Here is a 13,222-nt window from a genome sequence, read left to right as displayed (position 1 = left end):
GTCGCTGTCCGTCCTCCGGTGGCGGCGGTCAGCCGCCGCTGCCGTAGGTGGTGTTCGCGCAGATGTCGTCGTCCGCGGAGCGGGCGTCGTTGGTGACGGTGGTCGGCAGCGGCTGGGGCGGGGTCTGGCCGCCCGGGGTGGTGGCGGGCGTCCCGGAGGACGTGCCGGCCCCCGTGGTCGCCGCGAAGTCCTGGCCGACGATCACCGAGATGCCGCGCGAGCTGCCGGAGGACAGCTCGGCCCCCGGGAACAGCGCGGCGATCTTCTCGGCGTTCGCCTTCTGCCCGGATCCGTACTCGATCATGGTGATCTTGTACTTGGTGCTCGCCGCCTGGCCCGCGGTGGTGGCGCTGAACTTGGCGGACTTCAGCAGGTCGGTGCCCCTGCCGGCCAGGCCGTTGGTGGTGGTCCCGTTGTAGACCGACACCTTGATCGCGGCGTTGGCGGCGTCCCCGGCCGGAGCGGCCGCAGTGGTGGGCGCGGCCTGCGACGGCGCGGCGCTCGGGCTGGCGGGCGCGTCGGGCTGCTGGCCGGTGGCGTTCTGGCCGTCGATGGTCTGGTCGGCCTTGAGGGTCTCCCAGAGCTTGTTGGAATCCGGCTGGACGAGGTCGATGTTGGCGTCCTGGGTGCGGTAGCGCCAGGGCACGGTGACGAACTTGAGGTCGTGCATGTCGATGTTCTTGAGCGACAGGCCGAAGGAGAGCAGCTTGTCCGCGGAGTCCAACCCCGGGTCCACGGTCAGCGACTTGGTCGCGGCGTCGGCCAGCGGCAGCAGGTTGGTGGGGTTCAGCCCGTCCTTCTTCATCTTCGTGGCGAGCGAACTCATGAAGGCCTGCTGGCGCTTCATCCGGCCGATGTCGGAGCCGTCGCCGATGCCGTGCCGCAGCCGCACGTAGTCGAGCGCCTTCTGGCCGTCCACGGTCTGCTTGCCCTGCGGGAGGACGAGGTCGCCCTTCTTCTTCAGGTTGGGGTTGATGTCGCCCTCGTAGATCGGCTTCGGCAGGCAGACGTCGACGCCGTTGACGGCCTTGGTCATCGCGGCGAAGCCGTTGAAGTCGACCACGATGGTGTGGTCGACCCGGATGCCGGTGAGCTTCTCCACCGTGTTCTGGGTGCAGGCCGGGTTGCCGTTGTCGGTGCCGCCGACCGAGAAGGCGGCGTTGAACAGGTCGCTGCCGCCCTTGGTCCACTTGCCGTTGGGCAGCTTGCAGGACGGTATCTGGACCACCGCGTTGCGCGGGATCGAGATGCCCACGGCGTGCTTGTGGTCGGCGTAGACGTGCAGCAGGATCGTGGTGTCCGAGCGGGCGCCGCCGTCCTCGCCACCGCCGAGGTCGGAGTTGTTGCCACCCCGGCTGTCGGAGCCGATCAGCAGCAGGTTGACCGGCTTGTTGCCGTCCGCGTCGGCCTTGGACTCCGGCGGGCGGTCGGTGGCGATCGCGTCCGCGTCGAAGGACTTGATGTTGGCGTTCAGCTTGAAGTAGATCGCGCCGCCGGCACCCGCGATCAGCACCAGCACCCCGGCCGCCGACCAGGCGACGATCTTCTTCACGTTCTTCTTGGGCTTGGCGTTCCTGCGCGCAGCCGCCCGTCCGCCGGTCGTGGCGCCCGCCCGGGCGTCCGCCCGGCCGCCCTTGCCCTGCGCGGCTCGGCGAGCCTCCGCCCGGCCGCCGCCGCGGGGCCCGGGGACCGTGCCCGACGCGTCTTCCGTCGTGGGCACGTCCTCGCCCCGAGCCGGGCTCTCGCCCCTCCGACCTGACATGCGCGTACCTTTCACCGACGGAAGCGACGCCCCGGACGATCTGGCGCACCGCACACAGAAGAGACGGACGAGGCCTCTCCCGGGTTGCACGTACGACAGTCGGTAGAGACCGACCATCGTGGCTTCCGATCATATTGAGAGCAAAGGCGATCACAGTCCTCAGGTACACCTACGACCCCGGGGGCGCAGGGCGCCTCCCCGACATAACGCCTGAAACCGTCCGATTCGGATGGGCCTCGGGACGGCCGGGCGTCCACCGCGCGCGGCCGCCGTCACGGAGGGTGCGCGGGTCTACCGGGTGCTACAACCAGCCGCGGCGGCCGGCCAGCAGGCCGGCCTCGAAGCGGCTGCGGGCGCCGAGGCGGTCCATCAGGTCGGCCATCATGCGGCGGGCGGTGCGCAGGGAGAGGCCGAGGTGCTTCCCGGCCGCCTCGTCGGTGTAGCCCTGACCGAGGAGGCGGAGGAGTTCCTGTTCCTGGCGGGTGAGGCCCTGCTCGTCGCGCTCGCGCGGGGCTCCGAAGGGCGTCGCGTCGGACCAGGTCTGCTCGAACAGGGAGACCAGGGCGGTGAGCACGCCCGGGGAGGAGATCTGGACCGCGCCCTTGAGGGTGTTCGCCGGGTCGATCGGGACCAGCGCGACCCGCCGGTCGATGACCAGCATCCGCAGCGGCAGCGCGGGCACCGTGCGCACCTCGCAGCCCAGGCCGGTCAGCCACTCGGCGTGCTGGACGGTGGCCCGGTCCTTGCGGACCGAGTCCAGGTAGACGGTGCGCATGGTCACGCCCCGGGCGAGCAGCGCCTCGTTGTCGGGGCGGCTGGCCTGGAGGGAGGCGGCGGACTGGGCGCCGCCGGGGCTGAAGGTGAGGAGTTCCTCGCGGACGGAACCGACCAGTTCCTCCATCCGCGCCTGCACGGTGGCCATGCCGATCAGCCGTTCCAGCCTGGCGTCCTCGTTCGCCGACTCGTCGCGGAACTGCGCGAGCATGCTGGTGATCTCGGCCTGGCGCTGCTCGAATTCCAGCTGGGCCTGTTGTTGCACCGATTCGTAGTACCGCAGCAGGGCGGGCAGTCCGACCCTCGGGTCGACCGGCCGCAGGCCGCCGGGCGGTTCGCCGGGGACGTCCTCGCAGGGGCGGAGCAGGCGGAGGTCGGCGAGCTGGTCGAGGGCCGCGCGGACCTGCTGCTCGGTCAGGCCGAGCTTCTCGGCCAGCCCCTCGGCAGGCAGTTGATGGTCCGTCAGCATCAACCGGTAGACCGCCTGCGCGGAGTCGTCGATCCCCCGCATCATCGGCGCAACACCCCCCGCAGCGTGTCCCGATTCCCGCACTTCGGCGGACAAGTCCGGGCCCGATCATGCCAGGGCGGGATGGTCGAGACAACCGCGGTGACGCTCCGTTTCCGTCCCCGGAGAGGCCCACCGCAAACGAGGTCAAGGGAAGGTAATGGCACCAAGGTGCCACGGCGATCTTCCTGCCGCCCCGAACACCTTCCGATACCCCTCGACGTCCTCCAGACTTTCCGTTGTCGGGGAGCCGCGAGCTTCCCCGACGGGCCCGCCGATGACCACGCACCGTCATCACCGACGGTCGACCGACGAGGTCGTGGAAATGGCCGGCGCCCGCTTCCGAAACACATGTCCTGGGGGATGTCATGCTGCTTTCCTGCCGTAAGTTCGCCTGTACCGCCGCGGCCGCGCTGGCCGTCGCCTGCGGCGTCCTGGCCGGGTCCGCGCACGCTGCGGCGGGCTCCGCGCCCGCCGCCGGCGCCACCGTCTCGGTCCCCGGTGCGGTGCACCACTTCGCCGGCAGCCTCTCCAGCCAGATCCGCGAGTCGCAGCTGCTCATGCTGACCGGGGCGGCCGCCCCGGCCGACTGGCGCTGGGGCTGACCTCCGCCCGCCGCGACGGCATCTGACGTCTCCTCACCACGGCCGGCCGCCGGGCAGTCCGGCCGGCCGGTGACGGAGGCACCGGCGACCGCAGTCCGTTCCCGGCCCCGTTCCCGGCCCCTCCTCGGCCCGCTTCCGGCGGTGCCGGACGGGCCGCGACGGGCCGTGACGGGGACCTCCCGGCCGGGCCGCCCCACCCGGGCGGCTACGGCCGGAGGGAACTGCGGGCCGCCCTCACAATTTGAATGTGCAACAAACCTGTCAGGAGCGACAGTGCCGGTTATCGAGCCGATTGTGCTGGACTTCTTCGGCATCGAGATCGCCCTCGTCCAGGCCGACCGCGACGAGATCTCGTTCCAATTCGGGCCGCACCTCACCGGGATTTCCCGGGACCCCGACCACCTGCGGGTGGAATTCTCGTGCACCCCCGGAAGGGACGCGCCCGCCGATTTCCTGGTGCGGCGCAGCGACGGCACGCCATTGCTGCGCCGGGCCTTTCGGGGCTGGGGCAACGTGCCCCCGGCGGTGCCGCCGTTCGCGGCCCTGCAGGACCGGTTCTGCCTGGCCCGGGCGGTGGTGCTGGCGAAGGGCGGCGCCACCGTCGCGCTGGTCGGCGGTCCGTACGCGGAACAGGCCAACGTGGGCGCCGCACTGGCCCAGCGCTCCTGGGAGTTCGTCTCCGGACGGCTGCTGGTCCTGGACCGCCGCACCGGGCACGCACTGCCCTACCTCGCGCCGCTGGAGGCGCGCGGCCCGGCCGCCGCCCGGCTGCGCGGTACCGGTCTGCCGGACGGGATGTGGCGCACCGTCACCTCGCCGGTCGGTGGCGAGGTGCTGCAGGTGCGTCCGGAGTGCCTCGGCCCGACGGTGCCGGTGCGCGCTCGGCTCGCCCCGCCCGCGCTGGTCCGGCTGTGTCGCAGTGCCGACGAGGAAGTCCGGCTGGCACGATGGGAGTTCACTGCCCAGACCTGGCCGGCCGGGTCCGCCGGGCTGCTCTCCGGGGCGCCGACCCACTGCCTCTACCTGCCCGGCGTGAGCGGGGCGGAGGAGGCGGCGGGTCTGATCGATCACGCAATGACCAAGGAGAAGGACGAGTCGTGCCTCGACGTACCCGCTATGCCATCGGCGCACCGTGCTGGGCTGACTGCATCACTCCCGATCTGAGCGGCAGCCGGGAGTTCTACTCGGCGCTGCTCGGCTGGGAGTTCGTCACCGAGTCACCGGACTACCAGCTGGCGGTGCTGCGCGGGGAGGTCATCGGCGGCTTCGGCGCCGCCCCGGCGGGGCTGCCGCCGCAGGCCTCCTGGAACGTCTACCTGGCGACCAAGGACGCGGACGACAGCTGTGCGCAGGTCGGCCGGCTGGGCGGCCGCGTGGTGATGCCGCCGGTGCCCGCCGGGGACAACGGCCGGCTGTTCCTCGCCGTCGACCCGTCGGAGGTCACGGTCGGCTTCTGGGAGGGCCGCCGGGCCGAGGGGGTGGTGCTGGCCGACGAGCCGGGCGCGATCTGCGGCCACGAGCTGCGGGTGCCGGACGCCTCGCGCGCCGAGTCCTTCTACGGCGCCATGTTCGGCTACCGGCTCGCCCCGGACGGGGGGTTCGAGCTGGACGGCGTCGCCCACGCCCGGGTCGTGGTGAGCGACCAGGGCCGTCCGCTCTGGCTGCCGGCCTTCGGCGCTGCCGACCCGGTGGACGCCGTGCGCCGGGCGGTGGAGCTGGGCGCCCGGCTGGTCCGGCCGGGCCGGGAGCAGCCACCGGTGCTGCGCGACCCGTGGGGCGCGGAGTTCGGCGTGCTGCCCGCGTAGCCGCCGCGGGTCGCAGGGTCCGGCGCGCTGCCCGCACAGCCGCCGCGGGTCGCAGGGACCGGCGCGCTGCCCGCGTGGCCGCCGCCGGTCGCAGGGTCCGGCGCGCTGCCCGCACAGCCGCCGCCGGTCACAGGGCCTTGACGGCGGCGCCGAGTTCGGGCCTGCCCTTGATCGCCAGCTTGCGGTAGATCCGGCCCAGGTGGGTGTCCACGGTGCGCTTGCTGAGGCACAGCCGTTCGGCGACCTCCAGGTTGCTCAGGCCCTGCAGCACCAGTTCGGTGACCCGGCGCTCGCTCGGGGTCAGCCGGACCGGCCCGGCGTCCCGGGTGCCGATGGCCGGCCCGCTGCGTTCCTCGGCCGGGCGCGGCCGGGCGTCGCCGCCGGGCAGCGGGTCGGCGGCGATGGTCCGGGCGGCGGCGTGCTCGCCGAGCGCCTGGTAGGCCTGCGCCGCGTGGGCGCGCCAGGGCACGCAGGCCGGGTTGGCGACGCCCCGGGCGGCCAGCTGGTGCCCGCACTCCAGGAAGAGCCGCAACGCCTGCTGGTGGTCGCCGCGATGGGCGGCGACCAGGCCTCGGGCCTCCAGCACCACCGCGCGCAGCAGCGGGTGGGCCTCGGCGGGCAGGTCGACCGCGGCCAGCTCGGCGACCGCCGGTCCGGCGGCCTCCACCGGCAGGCCGCGGCGCAGCCGGGCCCGCACCACCAGCGCCTTGGCGGCAGCCGCCAGTTCCTCCGCCCGGACCTGCCGGGCCAGTTCGGCGGCCAGCTCGGCGTCGGCGAGCGCGGCGTCCAGCCGGCCCTGGCGGTGGGCGATGTCGGAGCGGGCCAGCAGGGCGAGGGCGAGTTCGCCGCGGTGGTTCCAGCGCTGGGCGGAGCGGACGGCGCGGGCCGCCCAGGCGGCCGCCTCGTCCAGCCGTCCGGTCCAGGCGTAGGCCATCGCGGCGCCGAGCACCTCCGGCCCGGCTTCGGCGGGCGAGACCCGGCGCACGCAGCGCGCCGCCAGCCGTACCGCCGCGCGGGGCAGGCCCCCGGCGGCGGCCGAAGCGGCCAGCGCGCCGAGCATGGCGGGTGCGGCGGGTTCCGCGGGGTGGCGGCGCAGCGCGGCGAGCGCGGGCCGCAGGGCGGTGCGCCGGCCGGTCAGCAGGGTCTGTGCGGCGAGCGGCAGCAGCAGGTCGGCGGGGGGTTCGGGGGCGGCCGCGAGGGCCCCGGCGGCCTCCGCGAAGGGAACGGCGGCGGCGCCGGCCGCGTCGAGGGCGAGCACCGGGCCGGCGAACGGCCGCAGCAGCCGGGCCCGTTCGAGCGGGTCGGCGGACTCGGCGAGTCCGGCGGCGCAGCGGGCGGCGGCGGCCACGTCGCGGTGGAGCTCGACGGCGCCGAGCTGCCCGGTGAGCGAGCGGACCAGCGCGGGGTCGGAAGCGTCGGCGAGGGCGCGCTGCAGGTAGCGGGCGGCGTCGTCCCAGTGGCCGTCGGCGGCGGCCTCCCGGGCGGCGGTGCGCAGCACCGGGACGGCCCAGTCCAGGCCGGTGGTGCCGGAGGACATCAGGTGTTCGGCGGTGCGGGCGGCCGGGGCGCCCAGCCGCACCAGCAGGGCGGCGGCCCGCTCGTGCAGGGCGACCAGGACGCGCGGGTCGGTGCGGGCGAGGACGGCGGTGCGGACCAGCTCGTGCCGGAAGGTCTCGGGCGGGCCGGGTTCGATCAGGTCGGTGCGGCGCAGCGCCTCGCGCGCGTCGTCGGCGAGCAGTTCGCCCTGGCCGGTGAGCAGGGCGGCGGTGGCAAGGTCGGCGTCGGCGCCGAGCACGGCGAGGGCGGTGAGCAGTTCGGCGGCCCCGGGGTGGCTGCGCCGCAGCCAGCTGAGGGTGGTGTCGGCGAGGGTGCCGGCGCCGATCCGCAGCACGGTGGCGAGGTCGGGGGAGCCGGCCGAGACCCGGGCGGCGACCAGGCGGGCGGTCAGTTCCTCCAGCACCAGCGGGTTGCCGCGGGAGAGGTTGTGGCAGACGGCGGCCAGCTCAGGGTCGACCGGTGCGTCGAACTCCTCGGCGACCCGTTCGGCCACGCAGCTGTCGCAGAGCGGGCCGGGGGTGAGGGTGCGGGCGTGGCCGAGGGCGCCGAGTTCGGCGGCCAGCGGGTCCTCGGCCTCGTCGGCGGTGGTGGCGAGCAGGAGGACGGGCAGGCCGTCGAGGCGGCGGGCGAGGTAGGAGAACCACTGGCGGGACTCCTCGTCGGCCAGGTGGAGATCGTCCACGGCCATCACCACCGGGGTCCGGGAGGTGAGTGAACGGGCCGCGTGGAAAAGGCTGTTCAGGATCCGCTCGCGCCCGTTCCCGGCGTTTTCGGTGTCCGCCGGGAGGGCTTCCGCGAGGAATTCGCCGGGCGATTCGCCGGGGAATTGCGCGGTGGCCGCCCGGCCGTTTGTCATGCGCATGAAGGGGTCGAAGAGCTGACGCACCACACCGTACGGAAAGTCCCGCTCGTTGTCGTGACATCGGGCCCGCAGCACCACCGCCTCGCCCGGTATTCGCGCCAGCGCGGCCCGCAGCAGCGCGCTCTTCCCGATCCCCCGCGAGCCCCTGACCAGCACGACCGCGGCCCGCCCGGCCGCCGCGCCGGCCACCGCCCGGGCCAGCTCGGCCAGCTCCGTTTCCCGGTGCAGCAAAACTCCAGTCGGCACCGCAACCCCCCGTCGACACCTTCCCGCGGACACACAAGTATCGCCCTCCCGACCCGCGTGTCAACGCTCGGGGCAAATACGTACGGCCCTACGTACCGGCGGCCCGGAATACGTAATTCCGCGCGATGCGTAACTCCGCCGCGTTGCCGAATATGCAGTATGTACATCTCTTTTGACGCCGTGTTCGAATATTCGCAACGAACTTGTGAACCCAGGGGGATGACTTATGGAGCGTCCGCGGCTCAAGGCCCATTTCCTCACCGAGACGGTGGGAGAAAAGGTCTTCCTGCTCGGAGAGGGGCAGGACTACCTCGTCCCGGGAGCCGCCGCGGTGCGCCTCCTGCCCTACCTGGACGGACGGCGCACCGTCGCCGAGATCCTCCAGGAGCTGGCCACCGAGGTCCCGCTCGGCCAGGCGCTGACCGCGCTGCGCCGCTACGAGGCGGCCGGGCACCTCGCCGAGGGCCGGCCCGACCTGCCCGACCACGTGCTCGCCTACTGGGACGCCCAGGGCGTCGACCCGGCCGTCGCCCTCGAAGCCGCCCGGGCCACCGAGCTGCTGGTGCTGGCCCTCGGCGCCGCCGAGGCCGCCCCGCTGGTCGACGCGCTGGCCGGCACCGGCCTGCGGGCCCGCGCCGTCACCGAGGACGCGGCGGTCGCCGCCGGTCCGGACACCCTGGTGATCGCGCTGACCGACGACTACCTGGCCCCCGCCCTGGAGCGGCTGAACACCGCCCGGCTGGCCGACGGCCGCCCCTGGCTGCTCGCCAAGCCCACCGGCACCTCCCCCTGGCTCGGCCCGCTGCTGCGCCCCGGCGAGACCGGCTGCTGGACCTGCCTCGCCCAGCGGATCAGCGGCAACCGGCAGGTCGAGCGCTACCTGGCCGGCAAGCGCGGCGAGACCGTGCCGCTGCACCCGATGCGCGCCGCGATCCCGGCCGGCCCGGCGATGGCCGCCCAGCTGCTGGCCACCGAGACCGCCCGCATCCTGGCCGACGGCTGCTGCTCCGCGCTGTCCGGCACGATGGTCACCCTCGACCTCAACACCCTGCAGACCACCGAGCACACCCTGGTCCGCCAGCCCCAGTGCCCCAGCTGCGGCGACCCGGCGCTGCTCACCGAGCGCAGCCCCAAGGTCGTGCTCCAGCCCAGCCCCGCCCGGCACACCACCGACGGCGGCTACCGCGTCCAGGCTCCGCAGGTCACCTACGACCGGCTGAAGCACCACATCAGCCCCCACCTGGGCGCGATCACCCGCCTCGGCGCGCACGAGGACACCGGCAACGGCATCACCTACAGCTTCACCGCCGGCCACAACTTCGCCATGGTCAACGACAACATGGACCTGCTGCGCCGCAACATGCGCGGCCAGAGCGGCGGCAAGGGCCGCTCCGAGATCCAGGCCAAGGTCAGCGCGATCTGCGAGGCCATCGAGCGCTACTCGGCGGTCTGGCGCGGCGAGGAGCCCGTCGTCCGCGCCGCCTACCGCGACCTCGACCCGGCCGTCGCCGTCCACATGGACACCCTGCTGCAGTTCTCCGAGGCCCAGTTCGCCGGCCGCGCCGAGTGGAACGCCGACCCCAAGCACCGGCTGCACCTGGTGCCCGACCCGTTCCCGGTCGACGCCGAGCTGGACTGGTCGCGCGCCTGGTCGCTCACCCACGACGAGGAGCGGCTCGTCCCCTCCGGCTACGCGTGGTACGGCCACCCGGACCTCCAGCAGCACTTCTACTGCGTCGGCGACTCCAACGGCTGCGCCAGCGGCAACACCCTGGAGGAGGCGATCCTCCAGGGCTTCTGCGAGGTCATCGAGCGCGACGCGGTCGCCCTGTGGTGGTACAACCGGCTCGCCCAGCCCGAGTTCGACCTCGACTCGCTGAACGACCCGTACGTGGACACCATGCGCGCCTTCTACGCCTCGGTGGACCGCGAGCTGTGGGTGCTGGACCTCACCTCCGACCTCGGCGTGCCGGTGTTCGCCGCGGTGTCCCGGCGCAAGCACGAGGTCGAGGACATCATGGTCGGCTTCGGCGCCCACCCGGACCCGAAGATCGCCGCGATCCGCGCGCTGACCGAGGTCAACCAGTTCCTGCCGTTCGTGGACCGCCGCGACGAGGACGGCAACACCCTCTACCGCACCGACGACCTGGAGACCCTGGAGTGGTGCCGGACGGCGACGGTCGCCGGGGAGCCCTGGCTGCTGCCCGACCGCGCGCAGCCCGCCAGCACCCTGGCCGACTTCGCGCCGCTCACCGGTGACGACCTGGCCGGGCACGTCCGGGACTGCGTCGAGCGCGCCGCCCGGGCCGGCGTCGAGGTGATCGTGCTCGACCAGAGCCGCCCCGACCTCGACCTCGCCGTGGTCAAGGTGATCGCCCCCGGCATGCGCCACTTCTGGCGCCGGCTGGCCCCCGGCCGGCTGTACGACGTGCCGGTGCGCATGGGCCGGCTGGCCGCTCCGCACACCGAGGAGCAGCTCAACCCGAAGAACGTCTTCTTCTAGAACGGCCGGGTACTGACGCCATGACCACCGAGACCACCGAGACCACCGGAACCGCCGGGGCCACCGCGAGCGCCGGGAGCGTCGTAGCCGCCGGAACCGCCGGAACCGCCGGAGCCGCGGGGCCCACCGCGACCACCGGCCCCGACGGCATCCATCTGGCCGCGGCCGCCCGTACGGTGCGCCGGCTGCGGCTGCGCCCGGACGGCGCGTTCGCCCCGCTCGGCCCCAAGGCCGTCCGGCTGACCGCGCCGGTCGGCGCGCTGAACCTGCCCGACCTCGCGCCCGGTGCCCTGGAGGCCGTCGCCGCGCTGGCCGCCGGGGAGCAGACCGAGGAGGAGCTGGCCGCCCTGGTCGCGGCCCGGGACGGCGACGCCGGCCTGCTGCGCTGGCAGCTGACCCGGCGCCGGCTCGGGACGGCCGGGCTGCTGGAGCACTCCGTCCACCTGGTGACCGGCACCGCGGACGAGCCGCTGGCCCGGCTGCGGCCGATCGGCCGGGGAGCCGCCGAGCCGGGGCCCACCCCGGACCCGACCGGGCAGGTGAAGCTGTCCCGCTTCGCCTCCGCCGCGGTCGAGGACGGCGCGCTGCTGGTGCGCGCCCCCGGCAGCCCGCTGGCCGTCCAGCTGACCACCCGGGCGGCCGGTCTGCTGGCCGCGCTGGCCGGCTGGACCAGCCCCGCCGCGCTCGCCCAACTGCCCGGCGGCCTGCCGCTGGACGCCGTCCGGCAGACCCTGCGGCTGTTCGCCGCGGCCGGGCTGCTGGCGTACGGCGCGCCCGGCGCGGAGCCGGAGGCCGAGGAGCAGCGCTTCGCCCAGTGGCAGGCCGCCGACCTCGCGTTCCACTCCCGCACCCGCCGGCCGACCTCCGTCGCCGGGTACGGCGGCACCTACCGGTTCGGCGACCGCTTCGCCCCGGAGCCGGCCTCACCGGCGCCCTTCCCGGGCGAGAAGGTCGCCCTGCCCGTCCCGGACCTCGACGAGCTCGCCCGCACCGACCGGCCGTTCACCGAGGTGCTGGAGCAGCGCCGCTCGGTGCGCGACCACGACGAGCAGGCGCCGATCACGCTGGAGCAGCTCGGCGAGCTGCTCTACCGCAGCATGCGCCGGCGGCAGACCTTCACCGGCGGCGACGGCCAGGAGCTGGCCGACCGGCCGTACCCGAGCGGCGGCGCGGTGCACGAGCTGGAGGTGTACCCGCTGGTGACCTCCTGCGCCGGGCTGGAGCCGGGCCTGTGGCACTACGCGACCGACCGGCACGAACTGGAGCTGGTCAGCGCGCCCAGCGCGGCGACCGCCCAACTCGTGAAGAACGCCCGCGAGTCCAGCCTGATGCCGAGCGACCCCCAGGTGGTGCTGCTGGTCACCGCGCGCTTCGGCCGGGTGATGTGGAAGTACGAGACGGTCGCCTACCCGCTGATCCTCAAGCACGTCGGCGCCCTCTACCAGACCCTCTACCTGGTCGGCACGGCCATGGACCTCGCGGTCTGCGGCCTCGGCGGCGGCGACGCGGCCGACTTCGCCGCGGCCAGCGGCCTCGACTACTTCACCGAGGGCAGCGTCGGCGAGCTGGTCGTCGGCAGCCGGCCCCCGACGCTGCGCCAGGACGTCGGCGTCCCACGGAGAGAAGCCAGACGATGAAGTTCCGTTTCAAGGCCCTGCAGCGGATGCGCGAGCCGGACGAGCTCGACTCGCCCACCCTGCTCGCCGCGCCGCGGGGTTGGATCGCCCTGTTCGTCGTGATGATCACCATGGCGGCGGCGCTGCTGTGGACCTTCGCCGGGAACATCCCGATCACCGTGGACGCCCCCGGGCTGCTCACCCGCCCGCACGGCACCGCGATGATCCAGAGCCCGTACGGCGGCATGGTGCGCACCGTGCTCGCCAAGCCCTCCGACCAGGTCAAGCAGGGCCAGTCGGTGGCCCGGGTGGAGGACGCCGAGGGCCGCAGCCGGGAGATCACCAGCCCGTTCGGCGGGCGGGTGGTCGGCCTGTCGGTCACCGACGGCCAGGTGGTCTCCCCCGGCTCGCCGGTGGTGTCGGTCGAGCGGATCGACGACCCCCAGGAGGGCGTGGTCGCGATGGTCTTCGTGCCCGCCACCCGCACCGTCGGGCTCGAGCCGGGCGACCAGGTGGACCTCAACGTCTCCACCACCCCGGCCGGCGCCTTCGGCCTGCTGCGCGGCACCGTCAGCTCGGTCAGCCCGTACGCGCTCACCAAGGAGGCCGTCTCCGGCCTCGTGGGCGGCGAGCTCGCCGCCCAGCGCTTCCTCGGCAAGGAGGCGCCCCGGCTGGTCGTCGTCGAGCTGACGCCCGACCCGAACACCCCGACCGGCTACTCCTGGACCTCGCAGAGCGGGCCGCCGAACCCGCTCGGCACCCAGGTCGCCGTCACCGCCACGATCAACGTGGGCAAGCAGACGCCGTTCAACCTGATCCTCGGCCGCTGAGGGGGGCTCCGATGACAGCCACGATCCCGGAGACCGCCCGGGCGACCGCTCCGGAACCCGGACCGGCCGAGACCCAGACGCGTGGCGGCGATCAGCGGGCCGAGGGTCAGCGCGACGGCGCTCGCTCCGTTCCAGACGCCGTGGGCGATCAGGC

9 protein-coding genes are annotated in these 13,222 nt (G+C 74.1%); 6 read left to right on the top strand and 3 right to left on the bottom strand.

Annotated features, from left to right (window positions below):
• Nucleotides 1-28: 28 nt before the first annotated feature.
• Both ABT247_RS25315 and ABT247_RS25310 read right to left on the bottom strand, forming a co-directional pair.
• Complete coding sequence (locus ABT247_RS25315; RefSeq protein ID WP_350746223.1) at nt 29-1,720, bottom strand: LCP family protein; 1,692 nt, start codon at nt 1,718-1,720, stop codon at nt 29-31.
• Nucleotides 1,721-2,063: 343 nt separating this feature from the next.
• Nucleotides 2,064-3,050 carry a helix-turn-helix transcriptional regulator gene (locus ABT247_RS25310; RefSeq protein ID WP_350746220.1) on the bottom strand — a complete coding sequence of 329 codons (987 nt, stop codon included), beginning with the start codon at nt 3,048-3,050 and terminating at the stop codon, nt 2,064-2,066.
• A 362-nt stretch (nt 3,051-3,412) separates the two neighbouring features.
• On the opposite strand from ABT247_RS25310, the gene ABT247_RS25305 reads away from it, so the two are divergent.
• From ABT247_RS25305 to ABT247_RS25295, 3 genes are all read left to right on the top strand, one after another.
• The gene (locus ABT247_RS25305; RefSeq protein ID WP_350746217.1) at nt 3,413-3,649 is read left to right on the top strand and encodes a hypothetical protein; all 237 of its coding nucleotides are present in this window, start codon (nt 3,413-3,415) and stop codon (nt 3,647-3,649) included.
• 294 nt (nt 3,650-3,943) lie between these two features.
• A complete protein-coding gene (locus tag ABT247_RS25300) occupies nt 3,944-4,813 on the top strand; it encodes a hypothetical protein (RefSeq protein WP_350746214.1) in 870 nt (289 codons plus the stop codon).
• Nucleotides 4,747-5,454: a VOC family protein gene (locus tag ABT247_RS25295; protein ID WP_350746212.1), complete on the top strand. Its 708-nt coding sequence runs from the start codon at nt 4,747-4,749 to the stop codon at nt 5,452-5,454. The genes ABT247_RS25300 and ABT247_RS25295 overlap by 67 nt, the downstream gene beginning before the upstream one ends.
• Before the next feature lie 127 nt (nt 5,455-5,581).
• On the opposite strand, the gene ABT247_RS25290 is transcribed toward ABT247_RS25295, so the two are convergent.
• On the bottom strand, nt 5,582-8,104 hold the full coding sequence (locus ABT247_RS25290) for an AAA family ATPase (RefSeq protein ID WP_350746209.1): 2,523 nt from the start codon (nt 8,102-8,104) through the stop codon (nt 5,582-5,584).
• Nucleotides 8,105-8,345: 241 nt separating this feature from the next.
• On the opposite strand from ABT247_RS25290, the gene ABT247_RS25285 reads away from it, so the two are divergent.
• The 3 genes from ABT247_RS25285 to ABT247_RS25275 are packed head-to-tail and all read left to right on the top strand — an operon-like array spanning nt 8,346 to nt 13,068.
• Entirely contained in the window at nt 8,346-10,622 is a 2,277-nt protein-coding gene (locus ABT247_RS25285) for a TOMM precursor leader peptide-binding protein (RefSeq protein ID WP_350746206.1), read from the top strand.
• Nucleotides 10,623-10,642: 20 nt separating this feature from the next.
• Nucleotides 10,643-12,259: a SagB family peptide dehydrogenase gene (locus tag ABT247_RS25280; protein WP_350746203.1), complete on the top strand. Its 1,617-nt coding sequence runs from the start codon at nt 10,643-10,645 to the stop codon at nt 12,257-12,259.
• Nucleotides 12,256-13,068 carry a biotin/lipoyl-containing protein gene (locus ABT247_RS25275; protein WP_350746200.1) on the top strand — a complete coding sequence of 271 codons (813 nt, stop codon included), beginning with the start codon at nt 12,256-12,258 and terminating at the stop codon, nt 13,066-13,068. Before ABT247_RS25280 ends, ABT247_RS25275 begins: the two co-directional genes overlap by 4 nt.
• The last annotated feature ends 154 nt before the right edge of the window (nt 13,069-13,222 follow it).

The sequence above is a fragment of the Kitasatospora sp. NPDC001539 genome (assembly GCF_040298565.1).
In the GTDB taxonomy this organism is placed as follows: Bacteria; Actinomycetota; Actinomycetes; order Streptomycetales; family Streptomycetaceae; genus Kitasatospora.
This window is presented reverse-complemented; position numbering and strand designations above follow the sequence as displayed.